Origin of the sequence: Faecalibacterium sp. I3-3-33 (assembly GCF_023347295.1) — a bacterium.
Lineage (GTDB): Bacteria > Bacillota > Clostridia > Oscillospirales > Ruminococcaceae > Faecalibacterium.
Map to the genome: position 1 here is coordinate 2,866,828 of NZ_CP094469.1, position 15,950 is coordinate 2,882,777.

Below are 15,950 nucleotides of genomic sequence, written 5' to 3' on the forward strand. Positions count from 1 at the left end.
TGCCGGTGCAGGGAAAGAAACACGGAAAAGGAAACGAGGGAGCAGGATGGAGTTCAGTCTGGAGCATCTGCAGCCAAAGGAGCGCGCCTCCTTTGCGCTGCGCAGCCTGTACGAGACGGCAGGCTGCCGCAAGTACCACATGGGACGGTTCGAGGAGTACAGCCTGTATCAGGAGAACCGCAGCTTTCTGTCGTCGGAGCAGGTCATCACCTTTACCGATTTGGACGGCCGTCTGCTGGCGCTCAAGCCGGATGTGACCTTGTCCATCGCCAAGACGGCACAGCCCGCGCCGGGCGAGACGCTGCGGTACTACTACCACGAAAACGTCTACCGTCCCTCTGCCGAGAGCCACACCTTTAAAGAGATCTCCCAGATGGGTCTGGAGCTGCTGGGCGCTGTGGGCGAAGCCGAGGTGCAGCAGGCGGTGTGTCTGGCGGCGCAGTCGCTGGCAGCGCTGGGCGCAGAGTGGGTGCTGGAAGTCAGCCACATGGGCTACCTGTTCGGCCTGTTCGATGCACTGAACGTGCCGGAAGCCGCCCGGGCGCAGCTGCTGGAAAAGCTGCGGCAGAAAAACGCCCACGAGCTGCGCGCCGCTGCGCTTGCTGCGGGGCTTTCCGAAGCAGCGGCAGACGCTTTGTGCGGGGTGCTGGAACTTTCCGGCGGGTACGCGGCTACCCTTTCCAAGGCGGCGGCGCTCTGCCGCAACCCCGCCATGACCGCCGCCGTGGCAGAGCTGACCGCCCTAGCGCCCACGCTGGGACAGGCGGGCGGCAGCATCCGGTTAGACCTGACCTTAGCCGGTGAGATGGAATACTACAACGGCCTTGTGTTTCAGGGCTATCTCAAGGCTTTGCCCCGCCCGCTGCTGAAGGGTGGGCGGTACGATCTGCTGGTGCGCAAGTTCACCCCCGGGGCGGGTGCTATCGGCTTTGCGGTGTATCTGGACGAGCTGGACCGGCTGAACGCGATGCCGCCGGTACAGCATCAGGACACCGGCAAAGTAATGCTGAACGTAGCGCTGCCCAAGGGGCGGCTGGGCGACAAGGTCTATAACTTACTGGCGGGCATCGGCTACGGCTGCCCGGAGGACTACAACGCCACCCGCAAGCTGGTGGTGGAGAACCCGGCGGCGGGCATCCGGTATTTTCTGGTCAAACCCAGCGATGTGGCCATCTATGTGGAGCACGGCGCTGCCGATGTGGGCATCGTGGGCAAGGATATCCTGACCGAGGCCGCCGCCGATGTGTACGAGCTGCTGGACACCGGCCTTGGCCGCTGCCGGATGTGCGTAGCTGCCCCGGCGGGCTACCGGGACGACCCCAGCCGTCCGGTGCGGGTGGCCACCAAGTTCGTCAACATTGCAAAGCGTTACTACGCCTCCATGGGGCGGGATATCGATATCATCAAGCTGAACGGCTCCATTGAGCTGGCACCCATCCTTGGGCTTTCGGATGTCATCGTGGACATTGTGGAGACCGGCACCACCCTGCGGGAGAACGGCCTGCAGGTGGTCACCGAGTTCATGCCCATCTCGGCGCGGTTCATCGCCAACAAGGCCAGCTACCAGTTCAAGCACCGGCAGATGGACACCATGCTGGAAAAGCTGCGCGACACCTTGCACAAGCAGGAGGAAGAGAAATGATCAGGCTGTATAATTTTGACGAGCTGAAACCGGAAGAGATCCTGAACCGGGACATCCGCGCCGAAAAGAACGTGGAGGACGTGGTGGACGCCATCATTGCGGACGTGCGCACCCGGGGCGACGACGCCCTGAAGGACTATGCCCTGAAATTTGACGGTGCAACAATCGAAAATTTACAGGTGACGCAGGCGGAGATCGACGAAGCCTTTGCGGGCATGGACCCGTATTTCCTCGAGACCCTGCGGCAGGCGGCGGAGAACATCGAGCAGTTCCACCGCCAGCAGGTGCACAAGAATTTTGTGATGAACGACCGCCCCGGCATTGTACTGGGGCAGAAATACACCCCCATTGAAAAAGCCGGTGTGTATGTGCCCGGCGGCACGGCGGCGTACCCTTCCACCGTGCTCATGGACGTCATCCCCGCCAAGGTGGCGGGGGTGTCCGAGATCGTCATGACCACCCCCGCCGGGAAGGACGGCAAGGTGAATCCGGTCATTCTGGCCGCTGCTGCCACCGCCGGAGTGACTAAAATTTTCAAGACCGGCGGCGCACAGGCTGTGGCAGCGCTGGCCTACGGCACCCAGAGCATCCCGGCGGTGGATAAGATCGTAGGCCCCGGCAACATCTACGTTGCCACCGCCAAGCGCAAGGTGTTCGGCAAGGTGGGCATTGATATGATCGCGGGCCCCAGCGAAATTCTGGTGCTGGCAGACGGCAGCTGCGACCCCGCATGGGTGGCGGCAGACCTGTTGAGTCAGGCCGAGCACGACAGGCTGGCAAGCCCGGTGCTGGTGACCGACAGCGCAGCCCTTGCCAAAGCCGTACAGGCAGAGATGGAGGTGCAGATCCCGCAGCTGCCCCGCGCCGCCATTGCCCGCGCCAGTGTGGACGACAACGGCAAGATCATCCTCTGCACCGACCTGCACAAGGCCATTGAAGCCTGCAATATCATTGCGCCGGAGCACTTGGAGGTCTGCGTGGAGGACCCCTTCGGCGTGCTGAACGAGATCCGCAACGCGGGCAGCATCTTCCTTGGCCGCAACGTGCCGGAAGCGCTGGGCGATTACTTTGCAGGCCCCAACCACACCCTGCCCACCAGCGGCACCGCACGCTTTTCCAGCCCGCTGGGCGTGGACGATTTCGTCAAGAAGTCCAGCTTCATCTACTACACCCGGGACGCGCTGGAAGCTGTTGCGCCCCGCATTGCAGACTTTGCCGAGCGCGAGGGTCTGCACGCCCACGCCCGCAGCGTGACCATCCGGTATGAGAAGTAAGAGGAAACCATTATGAGCCGTTTTCTTTCCCCTGCCCTGTCCGCTGTTACCCCCTACACACCCGGGGAGCAGCCGCAGGATCAGCAGTACATCAAACTGAATACCAACGAAAGCCCCTATCTGCCGTCTCCCCGGGTAGTGGCAGCCGTGAGCGAAGCCGAGGTGGAAAAGCTGCGCCTTTACTCCGACCCCGCCTGTGCCCAGCTGCTGCGCACGGCGGCGGCGCATTTCGGCTTGCAGCCGTCCCAGGTCATGCCCGGCAACGGCAGCGACGAGAACCTGTTCTTTGCGCTGCGGGCCTTCTGTGACGAGAGCCACCCGCTGGCCTTTGCGGATATCACCTACGGCTGCTACGGCGTGTGGTGCGGTCTGCTGCACATCCCCACCCACATCATTCCGTTAAAAGAGGACTTCACCCTTGACCCCGCCGATTACCACGGCCTGCACGAGACCATCGTCATCGCAAACCCCAACGCCCCCACCGGGCTGTGCCTGCCCCGGGATGCCATCGAGGGCATTTTGCAGGCAAACCCGGACAGCGTGGTCATTGTGGACGAAGCCTATGTGGACTTTGGCGGCGAGAGCTGCGTACCTCTTATTGACCAATACGACAACCTGCTGGTGGTGCAGACCTTCTCCAAATCCCGGCAGCTGGCGGGTGCGCGGCTTGGGCTTGCCATGGGCAATGCGGCGCTGATCGCTGACCTGAACCGGGTCAAGTTCAGCCTGAACCCCTACAACATCAACCGCCTGACCCTGAAAGCCGGGCAGGCTGCGCTGGAGGATACCGCCTACTTTGAAAAGACCCGCGCCGCCATTATGGACACCCGCGCATGGACGATGCAGCAGCTGGCCGACCGGGGCTTTACCGTACTGGACAGCCGCGCAAACTTTGTATTTGCCAGCACAGAGCGGATAAATGGCAGTGTGCTATACAAAGAGTTAAAGAAAAATGGCATTCTGGTGCGGCATTTTGATGCACCGCGCATTGAAAACTGGCTGCGCATCACCATCGGTACGCCGGAGCAGATGCAGGCACTGATGGACGCCGTGGACAAAATACTGGAGGTGTGACAATGGCAGAGCGCATGGTAACGCTGGAACGCAGCACCAACGAGACCCAGATCGAGCTGACCCTTGATCTGGACGGCACCGGCCGCTACGAGATCGACACCGGATGCGGCTTTCTGAACCACATGCTGGAACTGTTTGCCCGGCACGGACGGTTTGATTTGGTGCTCACCTGCCACGGCGATGTGCAGGTGGACTACCACCACACCACCGAGGACGTGGGCATTGCGCTGGGACAGGCCTTTGCCCGGGCGCTGGGCGAGATGCGCGGCATCTGCCGCTACGGTAGCTTTTACCTGCCCATGGACGAGGCACTGGTGCTGTGCGCGGTGGATCTTTCCGGCCGGTGTACCCTGAACTGGGACATCCGCTGCCAGACCGAAAAGGTGGGCGATTTTGACGTAGAGTGCGCCAAGGAGTTCTGGTACGGCTTTGCCCGCAGCGTGCCCGCCACCGTCCATTTTGTGCAGTTTGCGGGCGAGAACACCCACCACATTCTGGAAGCCTGCTTCAAGGGCGCGGGCCACGCGCTGGCCGAGGCCGTGCGCATCGACGCGGCACACCGGGACGAGATCCCCTCCACGAAAGGACTGCTGGTATGATCGCCATTCTTGATTACGGGGTAGGCAACCTGTTCAGCCTGCGCTCCAGCTTGCAGCAGCTGGGGCTGCAGGCAGTGGTCACCGCCGATGCCGATGTCATCCGCGCCGCCGACCGGCTTATCCTGCCGGGGGTGGGCGCATTCGGGGATGCCATGGCAAAGCTTACCGCCACCGGCCTTGTGCCGGTGCTGAAGGAGCAGGCGGCGCACAAGCCCCTGCTGGGCATCTGCCTTGGGATGCAGCTGCTGTTTGAAAAAAGCTACGAATACGGTGAGCACGCCGGGCTGGGCTTTATCAAAGGCGAGGTCTGCCCGCTGGGGCCCGACCTTGCGGACAAAGAGCTGAAAGTGCCACAGATGGGCTGGAACGCTTTGCACATCGTAAAGGATGACCCGCTCTTCCGGTACATCCGCGAGGGCGAGTATGTGTACTACGTCCACAGCTACTACGGCAAAAACTGCGCCGAAAGCACCCTTGCCGTCAGCGATTATTCCATCCCGGTCACCGGCGCGGTGCGGGCAGGGCGGGTGTACGGCACCCAGTTCCACCCGGAAAAAAGCGGCGATACCGGGCTGCGGATCCTCAAGGCGTTCAGCGAATTGTGAGCGGGCTCGTTTCTAAAGGAGAAACAACTATGCAGCTATTTCCAGCCATTGACCTGCGTAGCGGGCAGGTGGTGCGCCTGACACAGGGCGACTACGACCGCATGACCGTTTACGGGCAGGACCCCTGCGCACAGGCACGCAGCTTTGTGGCCGCCGGGGCAAAAAATCTTCATGTGGTGGACCTGGACGGTGCCAAGGACGGCACCCTTTCCAACTACGATACCATTGCCGCGCTGGCAAAGCAGGGCGGCTTGTACATCGAGGTAGGCGGCGGCATCCGCACCGAGGAGCGCATTGAAAAATACCTCTCCCTCGGGGTGGGGCGCTGCATTCTGGGCAGCGTGGCGGTGACGGATTTTGCCTTTACCGCCCGGATGCTGCAAAAATACGGCGACAAAATTGCCGTGGGCGTGGACGCCAAGGACGGCTATGTGGCCATCCACGGGTGGAAGGACATCAGCGCCGAGCCGGGCGTGGCCTTCTGCAAGCGGCTGGCAGAGGCCGGCTGCACCGCCATCATCTACACCGACATTGCCTGTGACGGCGCGATGCAGGGCACGAACCTTGCCCTGTACCGCCAGCTGGCAAAAGAGGTGCCCGGAGTGGCCTTTACAGCCAGCGGCGGCATCTCCTCCGAGGCAGAGCTGCTGGAATTGCAGCAGATGGGCACGGCAGCGGCGATTCTGGGCAAAAGCCTGTACACCGGCGCGCTGGATCTTGCCCGCTGCGTGCAGCTGGTGCAGGACTGAGAAAGAGGGGTCTTTATGATAACCAAACGCATCATCCCCTGTCTGGACGTGCGCGACGGCCGGGTGGTCAAGGGCACGAACTTTGAGGGCATCAAAGACGTGGCCGACCCGGTGGAAATGGCACGGCTGTACAACGCCGCCGGGGCAGACGAGCTGGTGTTTTACGATATCACCGCCAGCTTTGAGGGACGCGCCCTTTTTACCGACATCCTGACCCGGGTGGCGGGAGAGATTTTTATCCCCCTGACCGTGGGCGGCGGCATCAACACGCTGGAAGATTTTGACCGGGTGCTGAAATGCGGCGCGGATAAGGTAAGCGTCAACTCCGGTGCACTGAAGGACCCCGGGCTGATCCCCGCCGCCGCCCAGCGCTATGGCGACCAGTGCGTGGTGCTTTCCGCAGATGTGAAGCGGGTGAACGGGCAGTTCCGGGTGTTCGCCAAGGGCGGGCGTGAGGATACCGGCCGGGATGCGCTGGACTGGATCAGCTGGTGCGCCGCCCACGGCGCGGGCGAAATATGCCTGAACAGCATCGACACCGACGGCGTGCGCAACGGCTTCGACCTTGAAATGCTGGACGCGGTGGCCGCCCGGGTGAACATCCCCATCATTGCCAGCGGCGGCGCGGGCAAAAAAGAGGATTTTCTGGAGCTGTTCCACCACAAGGGCATCGACGCCGGGCTGGCGGCGGGCATCTTCCACCAAAAGCTGCTGGGCATCCGGGAACTGAAGGAGTACCTGAACGCAAACGGCGTGGAGATGCGGCTGTGAAAAGCACAAAAACACCTTGCATTTTTATCTTGAATACGATAAAATACACAGTATCCCCATCCGGGGAGGGAGAACCGTCATGGAACTGAAATTTGATGAAAAAGGCCTGATCCCCGCCATCGTGCAGGATCACTACACAAAGCAGGTGCTCACCCTTGCCTACATGAACGCCGAAACGCTGGCACTGACTATTGCCGAGGGGCACACCGTATTCTGGAGCCGCAGCCGTCAGGAGATCTGGCGCAAGGGCGAGACCAGCGGCAACGTGCAGCGGGTGGTGTCCATCACCGCCGACTGCGACGCCGATGCGCTGGTGGTAGAGGTGGTAAAGGACGGCCCCGCCTGCCACACCGGAGCGGAAAGCTGCTTTTTCAACGAGGTATACGTCTCCCCGGAGCTGAAGCAGTTCAGCTGGCAGGGGCTGTATGCCCTCATCAAGGGCCGCAAGGATACCCCCACGGAGGGCAGCTACACCACCTACCTGTTTGAAAAGGGCAAGGAGAAGATCCTGAAAAAGGTGGGCGAAGAGTGCACCGAGGTCATCATTGCGGGCGAAAAAGAGGACAAGGCCGAGACAGTCTACGAGATCAGCGACCTTGCCTATCATGTGCTGGTGCTGATGGTCAGCGCGGGCATCACCGTTGAGGATGTGACCCGGGAGCTGGAAAAGCGCCACGTGATCGACCACAAGGTCAAGCAGGAAAGGATGCAGTGAGAAGCCTATGGCAGATTACAGAAAATCCAGCGTACATTGCCACTCTACCCTGTGTGACGGCAAAAACACCCTGCAGCAGATGGCGGGTGCCGCCTGTGCGCAGGGGCTGACCACCCTTGGGTTCAGCGGCCACAGCTACACAAAGCCCGACCGCGAATACTGCATGACCCCCGGCCGCACCGCGCAGTACCGCGCCACCATTGCCAAGCTGAAAAACGAGTACCGGGGCAAGGTGGATATCCTGTGCGGCATCGAGTGGGACCTGCTGAGCGAGGGCACGCCCAAGGGCTTTGATTACTGGATCGGCAGCGCACACCATCTGTACGGCAAGAACACCGGCAAATACTACGAGATCGATTTCCGCCCCGAGGATCTGCGGGACTGCATCAATAACGATTTTGACGGTGACCCGCTGGCAGCGGTGGAGGCCTACTTTGCCGAGGTGGAGAAGATCGCCGCCAAAAAGCCGGACATTCTGGGACATATCGACCTTGTTAAAAAGCTGAACGCCGACGGCAGCTTTTTTGACGAGGAATCCCCCCGCTACAAGGCAGCGGCACTCAGGGCGCTGCAAGCTGCCCGGGAGAACGACTGCATTCTGGAAGTAAACACCGGCGGCGTATACCGGGGCTACCGCAAGGACTTCTACCCCGGCGCATGGCTGCTGGGCGAGTGGAACAAGCTGGGCGGCAGGGTGATCATCACCGCCGACGCCCACGACACCGCCGCGCTGACCTTCGGCTTTGACGAAGCCGCCGCCGCCATCAAGGCCGCAGGCTTTGCCGCCGTGACTGTGCTGACCGTCAACGGGTTTGAAGAGCAGGCGTTATAAATAGCCCTCTCAGGCGCTCCCGCGCCAGATTCCCCCTTTTGTCACCTACGGTGACATCTTCCCCCGGAGCGGGGGAAGCCTTTCCTCTCAGGGAGAGCCAAGGTTTAAGGCACATTGCTAAAGCTTCAGGTTCAATGAGAAGCTTTCCAACCATGCCAAAGGCTCCCTCTCTGAGGGAGTTCGTTCCAAAACCCCACCCGTGAAAAGGCAATTCTGGAAAATCCGCAGATTTTCCAGAATTGCGAAATAAAAATAATTTTTCCGCTGAATATGCCCAGAGCGAAAGCGGAGGGCATTCAAAATCATTTAACCGCAAAAGAGGCCACTGCACACAAAAAATGTGCAACGGCCTCCTTTTTGCGCGAAGAAAGGAACCCTATGACCCAGACGCGACCCCTGAAAACAAACCTCTTTAACCGGAATGCAGACCTGCTGCACGGGCCTATTTTCAAGAACCTTTTGCTGTTCATGCTGCCCATTCTGGTTTCCAACCTGTTCCAGCAGCTGTATAATACCGTAGATACCATGATCGTGGGCAATGTGCTGGGCGATACCGCACTGGCTGCCATCGGCTCCTGCGGGTCTATCTACGAGCTGCTGGTGGGCTTTGGCATCGGCATCGGCAACGGGCTTTCCATCGTGGCTGCCCGCTCCTACGGGGCGCAGGACGAGGATCTGCTCAAAAAGACGGTGGCCGGTTCGCTGGTCATCGGGCTCTGCGCAAGCTTTGTCATTACCACGGCGGGCTTTTTCGGTCTGCGGCCGCTTTTGCAGCTGCTGGACACCCCCGCAGAGATTTTAGAGGACGCCTACCGGTACATCATCGTCATCGACTTGGGCGTTTTGGTGATGTTCCTTTATAACCTGTGCGCCGGTCTGCTGCGCGCCATCGGCAACAGCGTGATGCCGCTGGTGTTCCTGCTCATCAGCTCCGGGCTGAATGTGGCGCTGGACCTGTGGTTCATTGCCGGGCTGGGCATGGGCGTGCAGGGTGCGGCGGTGGCTACCGTCATTGCGCAGGGCATCTCGGTGGTGCTGTGCATTCTGTATGTGATGCGCCGCGTGCCGCTGCTGCTGCCTGCCCGCAAACACTGGGCGGTGGGACAGCATTTGTACTGGGAGCTGTTCAGCCAGAGCATCTCCATGGGGCTGATGAGCAGCATCGTGTCGGCGGGGTCGGTGGTGCTGCAATACGGCATCAACGGGCTGGGCACGCTGACCATTGCAGGGCACACCGCCGCGCGCAAGCTGTTCTCCTTTACCAGCATGCCGCTGATCTCCATGGCAAACGCCGGTTCTACCTTTGTCTCCCAGAACCGGGGCGCCGCCCAGCCGGAGCGGGTGCGTAAGGGAATGCGCACCATGTACCTGTGCTCAGTGGTCATCATGGCGGCAGAGGTGGTGCTGATGCAGCTTTTTGCCCGGCAGCTGGTGCAGCTGATTTCCGGTTCCACCGCGCCCCTCGTGCTGGAAAACGGCGCACGGTATCTGATGTGGAACGCACCGTTCTACGCGGTGCTGGGGGTGCTGCTGTGCACCCGGTACGCTTTGCAGAGCCTTGGGCAGAAGGTGCTGCCGCTGTTTTCCAGCGTCATCGAGTTAGTGGGCAAGGTGATCTTTGTGCTGGTGTTCATCCCGCGCTACGCCTACAACGCCGTCATCCTGTGCGAGCCCATCATCTGGTGCTTCATGGCGGCGTATCTCGTGGCCGTGTACCGCCGCGATGCCTTTGTGTATCCGAGGAAGAATCAATAAATAAACAAAAACAAGCACCGGAGCGTCTGCGGACGCTCCGGTGCTTGTTTTTATGATGTTTTTACCATGCGGAAGGTCTTTCCGCGCTTAATGCAGTCCAGCAGCAGGTCGTATTCTGCGGGCACTTCGCCGATGACGTTTACCTTTTCGTCTGCGGGCAGGTCGGCGCGCACAAGCTGGATCTCGCCGGAGTAGCGGCCGTAGCCGATGTTATCCATGGTCACGCAGCGGCGGCGGCGCTCCACACAGTTGTCCGGCTGCACGGTGCTGCCAAAGCAGGAGTAGAGCCGGGATTCCTGATACCGCACAAGCCCTTTGGGCGAATCCGGGCGGCAGGTAAAGGTGCGGTCGTGCAGGGTCTCGTAGCCGGGGCGCAGGGCGACCGGCAGGCAGAGCTCGCCGGTGGTGCAGAAGTGACGGATGTACTCCTGCTCCCGGGTGCTGACCTCCGGGTCGCCCGCAAAAATGCCGTCCAGCCCGTAGTTCAGCGCCAAATCCGCAAAGGCTGCCGAGGGGGCAGCGGTGCGGTGGGCTTCCAGCGTGGGCAAGCCCTTGTACAGCGGGCCGCGCAGCAGGGCATCGCCGGGGATAAAGCCGTACACCTGCAAGCCCTCGGCCTGCAAAGCTGCAGTGCTCTCGCGCAGAAATTCCGGGTCAAGGCCGGTCTCCGGGCGGGGGTAGAAGTTGTGCATGGCGATGACCGTGCCGCCGCCCGCCGCCAGCTGCCGCGCCACCTCCGGGGTGGTGGTGGAGGCGTTGACGGCAACGGGCAGCTGCTGCGCAAGGGTGCACATCTCCTCCACCGAGAAGCCGTAGTCCAGCCGCAAACCCCACAGGTGCAGCTGCTTTGCCAGCGCGGTCAGGTCGGCACAGCCGAACTGCCGGATGGTCTTTTCCGACACATCTGCCAGAATGCGCCAGCCCTGTGCCGCCAGAAAGTCGCACATCTCCTGCACGCGGGCGCAGTAAGCGGCATCAAATTCTTCGCTGATATGCAGTGAGATAAAAACAGGCGCGCCGCCTGCCGCAAAAGCGGAAAGCGACGCACGCTGTTCCTCAAACTGCGTCAGATACACTGACCGTCCGAGTGTTTTAAGCATTGGCAACGTCCTCAACAGAGACCATTGCGTTGGTCACGATAAAGCCCATGATGTAGCAGATGACCAGACCCACTGCGTAGCAGCCAACGGAAGCAGCCACACCGTGAGGGCCGGCAGTCATGACGAACAGAGCCAGCAGACCGGAGGGGCCCCAAGCGGTAGCAGCCACCTGCATGGCCATGACGAAGGCACCGCCGAAACCAGCGCCCAGACCGGCACTGATGAAGGGCTTGCCCATGGGCAGGGTGACGCCGTAGATCAGCGGCTCGCCGATGCCCAGCAGACCTGCGGGCAGTGCGCCGGTGATAACGTTCTTCAGGCGGGTGTTGCCGCACTTCTTAGCCTTGAAGTAGATAGCGACAGCAGCGCCAACCTGACCTGCACCGGCCATAGCCAGAGCGGGGTACAGGGTAACGTAGCCAAAACTCTCCAGCTGCACGGAGTACAGGGCAACCAGACCGTGGTGCATACCCATAGCGACCATGGGCAGGAACAGAGCGGTGGAAACATAACCGGCAATGATGCGCACGATCAGGATATCGCTCATGCACAGCTTTTCAACCACCCAGCACAGCGCGGTGGAAACATAGCCGGTGGCGGGCATGATGACCAGGATATAGGGCACGAGGCACAGGATCATGGTGATCAGCGGGGTGAACACGATGTCCAGAGATTCGGGCATCCACTTACGCACCCAGCGCTCGATCTTGACAAGGCACCATGCGCCCAGCACAACGGCCAGAACGCCGCCGCGGCCTGCACGCAGGATGGAATCCAGCGGCACAGCCTCGTTGAACAGACCCAGAATGGAAGAGATCTTGTTGATGCCCTCCAGACCGGTGATCATGCCCAGCATACCGCCCAGAATGGGGGTGCCGCCGAACTTTTCGGCTGCGCGGTAGCCGACCCATGCGGTCAGGTAGCCAAGGAAGCAGGTGTTCATCAGACCCAGCAGGGTGCTGATCAGAGCCAGTGCGGGGATGTCGGCGTAGTTCGGCACCACCTGACCGATCAGGGAGTTGATGCCGGCGCACAGACCGGAAGCCACAACGCCCGGGATCAGGGGGATAAAGATATCGCCAAAGGTCTTGAACAGCTCCTTGACCTTGCTCTGCTTCTGCCCTGCCTTGACTGCGGCCTTGTTGGTCTGCCAGTCGTTGGCGGTGGAAGCGGCGGCGTCCGCCGGGATGCCCATATCGCGGCAGATATCTGCGCACTTGCGGCACTTGCCGGGGCCGACCACGATCTCCACATAGCCGGTACGGTCGTGCACAATGCCCATCACGCCCTCGATGGCCTTCAGGCCCTCGTCGTCGATCTTGGCGTCATCCTTGACACGCACCCGCAGGCGGGTCATGCAGTTGGTTGCGGTGAGAACGTTGCTCTTTCCGCCGACTTTCTCCAGCGCCGCGCGGACCAGTTCTTCATTCGTCATAAGTGGGTCCTCCTTTAAAACAGGTGTATATCCGATGCGGCCTTTGCCGCTAAGGAACTTGAGTAGAATAATGTGCCTTACAGCACTTCCAGCCGGATGGCCTCCCGCACATGACCGCGAGCTTTTTCCAGCCGCCGGGCGGCTTCCTTGGCATCGCAGTCTGCCAGCAGCATGGTGATGGCGGTCTTTACGCTGCCGCCCGCTGCGTCAATGGCGGCGCGGGCTTTCTCCCGCTCCACGCCGGTGGCGTCGATAACGATGTTCTCGGCGCGGGTGTGCAGCTTTTCGTTGGTCTGCTGCACGTCCACCATCAGGTTCTGGTAGGCCTTGCCGGTGCGCACCATGGAGCCGGTGGAGATCATGTTCAAAATCAGCTTCTGTGCCGTGCCGGACTTGAGCCGGGTGGAGCCGGTCAGCACCTCAGGGCCGCAATTCACCTCGATGGCAAGCTCTGCGGCCTTGCCGATGGCGCTGCCGATATTGCAGGCAATGGCGGCGGTGTGGCAGCCCACGCTTTTAGCGTAGTCCAGACCGCCCAGCACATAGGGCGTGCGGCCGGAGGCGGCAATGCCTACCACAAGGTCGTTTGCGGTCAGGCCGTGCGTTTTCAGATCCTCAACAGCCAGTTCCCGGCTGTCCTCTGCGCCTTCCACGGCTTCGATAAAGGCTTTTTCGCCGCCGGCGATCAGCCCTACCACCATCTCTTTCGGCACACCGAAGGTGGGCGGGCACTCGGCGGCGTCCAGCACGCCTAAGCGGCCGGAGGTACCGGCGCCCATATAGAACAGCCGTCCGCCCTTTTCAAAGGATTCTGCCGCCCATGTGACTGCCTGCGCGATCTGCGGCAGGCACTTGGCAATGGCCAGCGGTACCCGGGCGTCCTCCTCGTTCATGACTGTCACGATCTCCAGCGGGGACATCTGGTCCAGCTGCATCGTGCGCGGGTTGCGGGTCTCGGTGGTCATCCCACTCAGATTCAATCCCATTTCCTGCACCTCAACTTTCCGCCGCACCCCTTGCGGCGTGATTGTGACCAAAGTATAAACTTTTTCAAACAAAATGTCCACAAAAAGACTATTTTGTGGTACAATGTTTTATACAAGCATTGTTTTTGAAATTTTTGCTTATAAGTACGACTTTTTTGTGCAGCTTGTTCAATCCATCCTGAAATACAACAGAGGTATCTATATGCAGAACGTTCTTTTACGCCTGCGGGAGGTGCAGCCCTCCCTCAGCAGCACCGAGCGGCAGATCGCGCAGTTCATTCTGGACAACCCGGACGAGACCACCACCCTTACCATCCGGGATCTGGCGCGGCGCTCCTTCTCCTCCCCTTCCAGCGTGGTGCGCATCTGCCGGGTCATCGGCTTTCAGGGCTACAAGGAGCTGCGCCACGCCCTGACGCTGGAGCTTGCCACCCTTGGGGAGAACGGCAGCCACCGGGAAAAGGACATCACCCCGCAGGACAGTTTGCAGGAGATCGCGGAAAAGGTGACCCACAAGAACATCCAGAGCCTGCTGGACACCCAGCGGCTGCTTTTGCTGGACGAGCTGGAGCAGTGCGTGGAGCTGATCGCCAACGCCCGCACGGTGCTGTTGTTCGGCATCGGCTCCTCGCTGTGCGTGGCAAAAGACACCTACCTGAAATTTTTGCGGCTGGACAAGCCCTGCGTGGTCAACGAGGACTCCCACTCCCAGCTTTTGCAGGCGCGCAACGCCACCGCGCAGGATGTGGGCATCGTGTTCTCCTACTCCGGGCAGACCATGGAGATGATCCAGTGCATCAAGGAGATGAAGGCGGGCGGCGCACCGGTGATCGCAGTGACCCGCTACTACCCCTCCGAGGTGGCGCAGCTGGCCGACCATGTGCTGTATGTGGCCGCCAACGAGAGCCTGTTCCGCAACGGTGCCATGTCCTCCCGGCTTTCCCAGCTGAACGTGATGGATATCCTGTACACCGCCTACGCCAGCCGCAACCACGAGGACACCATGCGCCGCCTGACCAAGACTCATATCTATAAGCCCGGTGACCCGGAGGTGCTGACCCAGCCGTAAAGCAGAAGCCGCCGCCGCAGGGTGCAATAACAAAAAGAACGCAAAATCTTACGATTTGACGTTCAATATCTGGTGCACCTCCAGGGACTCGAACCCTGGGCCCACTGATTAAGAGAGCAAGCCGCCGGTTCGTCTCAATTTATGGAAGTTTCGATTCATCGTCATTTTTAATCAAAGCAACGTGATTTTTCACCCGGTAATTTCTGCACCCTTTGTCGGATTTTGCACCAAAAAGCACCCTCTGCACGGTTTGAAACCGTGCAAAAACCGTGCAGAAACCGTGCACTTACTCTCCGACAAATAAAATCGTCCTATTCCCTACCGACTTGGCGGCATTGGTTTGAGTGGCCGCACCGCAAAATCAGGCTCTTTACTTGCGAAAAAAAGCCGATTGCCTGTGGAGCTTTCAGGGCAGACACCCGAACAGGAAGCCCTGTTTATCGTTCTTCTGCACTTTTCAGCGCACTTTTGCGGTATTGCAGGGGGCTTTGCCCGGTGGCTTTTGCAAAGCGGGTGGAAAAGTTGCTGGCATCGCCAAAGCCTGCCTTCTGTGCAATTTCGCTGACGCTGTGGTCGGTGAGGACAAGCAGTTCCTTTGCCTGTGTAATGCGGAAGTTGACCAGATAATTATACGGTGTCGTACCCATATACCGCCGGAACAGGCGCAGAAAATAGCTTTTGCTCATGTGCGCTTCTGCCAGCAGGTCGGCAAGGCAAAGTTCCTGCTGGTAATTCTTGCGCAGGGTCTCCGCCGCCTGCAAAATGACCTGCCGTGCGCTGGTGGCTTCAGCCTGTGCAAGGATGCCACGGGCGCACAGGGCCAGCATCTCGTGGAGCGCCAAGCCGGTGGTCACCATGCTGTCCACGGTGCTGCGCTCCATCTGCGCTAAAAGCGTCTCAAAATATTCCTGCATCTTGACCCCGGTGAGCTGCACCGGGGTCAGTTTTTTGCCCGGCAGCAGCAGCGGCTCCATAGCGGCGACCCCTGCGCCGTCCAGATGCACCCAGTAATGATGCCAGCAGCTTTGCCCCGGGGCGGTACAGTAGCTCTGCGGCGTGCGGCAATTCAGCAGCAGCGCCTGCCCGGTGCTGAGTACCACATGGCTTTCCCCCTGCTCAATCAGTCCCGCACCCCGGAGGGTGTAAAACAGAAGGTAGCTTTCTTTATCGGTGCGGGCGGTGGAAAAGTGCTGCTGGGCGTAAAACACCCCTGCCTCGGTGCAGTAGTAGGGCTGTGCCAGCTCTGCTTCGCTGGGGGTGGTGCGCTTCCAAACGCTTTCCGGGGTCACATCCATGTTGTAGGTCAGCATTTTCCGGTTCCTCTCTTTCTGTGTTCAGTATAGC

The 15,950-nt window shown here is 60.5% G+C and carries 15 protein-coding genes; 11 read left to right on the forward strand and 4 right to left on the reverse strand.

Annotated features, from left to right (window positions below):
- Positions 1 to 46: 46 nt before the first annotated feature.
- The 10 genes from hisG (at position 47) to MTP39_RS13465 (ending at position 10,016) form a co-directional block, all read left to right on the forward strand.
- On the forward strand, positions 47 to 1,642 hold the full coding sequence (hisG, locus tag MTP39_RS13420) for an ATP phosphoribosyltransferase (RefSeq protein WP_249240904.1): 1,596 nt from the start codon (positions 47 to 49) through the stop codon (positions 1,640 to 1,642).
- Positions 1,639 to 2,916 carry a histidinol dehydrogenase gene (hisD, locus tag MTP39_RS13425; RefSeq protein ID WP_249240905.1) on the forward strand — a complete coding sequence of 426 codons (1,278 nt, stop codon included), beginning with the start codon at positions 1,639 to 1,641 and terminating at the stop codon, positions 2,914 to 2,916. Before hisG ends, hisD begins: the two co-directional genes overlap by 4 nt.
- Before the next feature lie 12 nt (positions 2,917 to 2,928).
- The gene (gene hisC / locus MTP39_RS13430) at positions 2,929 to 3,990 is read left to right on the forward strand and encodes a histidinol-phosphate transaminase (RefSeq protein ID WP_249240906.1); all 1,062 of its coding nucleotides are present in this window, start codon (positions 2,929 to 2,931) and stop codon (positions 3,988 to 3,990) included.
- Positions 3,991 to 3,992: 2 nt separating this feature from the next.
- On the forward strand, positions 3,993 to 4,589 hold the full coding sequence (gene hisB, locus MTP39_RS13435; protein WP_097779006.1) for an imidazoleglycerol-phosphate dehydratase HisB: 597 nt from the start codon (positions 3,993 to 3,995) through the stop codon (positions 4,587 to 4,589).
- Positions 4,586 to 5,194 (forward strand): imidazole glycerol phosphate synthase subunit HisH, encoded by a 609-nt coding sequence (hisH, locus tag MTP39_RS13440; protein ID WP_249240907.1) that lies wholly within the window; start codon positions 4,586 to 4,588, stop codon positions 5,192 to 5,194. The genes hisB and hisH overlap by 4 nt, the downstream gene beginning before the upstream one ends.
- A gap of 29 nt (positions 5,195 to 5,223) precedes the next feature.
- The gene (gene hisA / locus MTP39_RS13445; RefSeq protein ID WP_249240908.1) at positions 5,224 to 5,943 is read left to right on the forward strand and encodes a 1-(5-phosphoribosyl)-5-[(5-phosphoribosylamino)methylideneamino]imidazole-4-carboxamide isomerase; all 720 of its coding nucleotides are present in this window, start codon (positions 5,224 to 5,226) and stop codon (positions 5,941 to 5,943) included.
- A gap of 15 nt (positions 5,944 to 5,958) precedes the next feature.
- Positions 5,959 to 6,714, forward strand: coding sequence for an imidazole glycerol phosphate synthase subunit HisF (gene hisF / locus MTP39_RS13450; protein ID WP_097785705.1), 756 nt, complete (start codon positions 5,959 to 5,961; stop codon positions 6,712 to 6,714).
- A gap of 79 nt (positions 6,715 to 6,793) precedes the next feature.
- The gene (gene hisIE / locus MTP39_RS13455; RefSeq protein ID WP_249240909.1) at positions 6,794 to 7,429 is read left to right on the forward strand and encodes a bifunctional phosphoribosyl-AMP cyclohydrolase/phosphoribosyl-ATP diphosphatase HisIE; all 636 of its coding nucleotides are present in this window, start codon (positions 6,794 to 6,796) and stop codon (positions 7,427 to 7,429) included.
- Between the two features lie 7 nt (positions 7,430 to 7,436).
- Positions 7,437 to 8,261, forward strand: coding sequence for a histidinol-phosphatase HisJ family protein (locus tag MTP39_RS13460; RefSeq protein ID WP_249240910.1), 825 nt, complete (start codon positions 7,437 to 7,439; stop codon positions 8,259 to 8,261).
- 378 nt (positions 8,262 to 8,639) lie between these two features.
- Positions 8,640 to 10,016 carry an MATE family efflux transporter gene (locus MTP39_RS13465; RefSeq protein WP_249240911.1) on the forward strand — a complete coding sequence of 459 codons (1,377 nt, stop codon included), beginning with the start codon at positions 8,640 to 8,642 and terminating at the stop codon, positions 10,014 to 10,016.
- Between the two features lie 50 nt (positions 10,017 to 10,066).
- Here MTP39_RS13465 and MTP39_RS13470 read toward each other — a convergent pair whose 3' ends face one another.
- The 3 genes from MTP39_RS13470 to murQ all read right to left on the reverse strand — a co-directional run bounded on the left by MTP39_RS13470 (position 10,067) and on the right by murQ (position 13,537).
- On the reverse strand, positions 10,067 to 11,116 hold the full coding sequence (locus MTP39_RS13470) for a MupG family TIM beta-alpha barrel fold protein (RefSeq protein ID WP_249240912.1): 1,050 nt from the start codon (positions 11,114 to 11,116) through the stop codon (positions 10,067 to 10,069).
- On the reverse strand, positions 11,109 to 12,551 hold the full coding sequence (locus MTP39_RS13475; protein WP_249240913.1) for a PTS transporter subunit EIIC: 1,443 nt from the start codon (positions 12,549 to 12,551) through the stop codon (positions 11,109 to 11,111). Before MTP39_RS13475 ends, MTP39_RS13470 begins: the two co-directional genes overlap by 8 nt.
- Before the next feature lie 77 nt (positions 12,552 to 12,628).
- A complete protein-coding gene (gene murQ, locus MTP39_RS13480; RefSeq protein ID WP_249240914.1) occupies positions 12,629 to 13,537 on the reverse strand; it encodes an N-acetylmuramic acid 6-phosphate etherase in 909 nt (302 codons plus the stop codon).
- 202 nt (positions 13,538 to 13,739) lie between these two features.
- On the opposite strand from murQ, the gene MTP39_RS13485 reads away from it, so the two are divergent.
- The gene (locus MTP39_RS13485) at positions 13,740 to 14,606 is read left to right on the forward strand and encodes a MurR/RpiR family transcriptional regulator (RefSeq protein WP_249240915.1); all 867 of its coding nucleotides are present in this window, start codon (positions 13,740 to 13,742) and stop codon (positions 14,604 to 14,606) included.
- Positions 14,607 to 15,043: 437 nt separating this feature from the next.
- Here MTP39_RS13485 and MTP39_RS13490 read toward each other — a convergent pair whose 3' ends face one another.
- Positions 15,044 to 15,916, reverse strand: coding sequence for an AraC family transcriptional regulator (locus MTP39_RS13490; RefSeq protein WP_249240916.1), 873 nt, complete (start codon positions 15,914 to 15,916; stop codon positions 15,044 to 15,046).
- Positions 15,917 to 15,950: the final 34 nt, after the last annotated feature.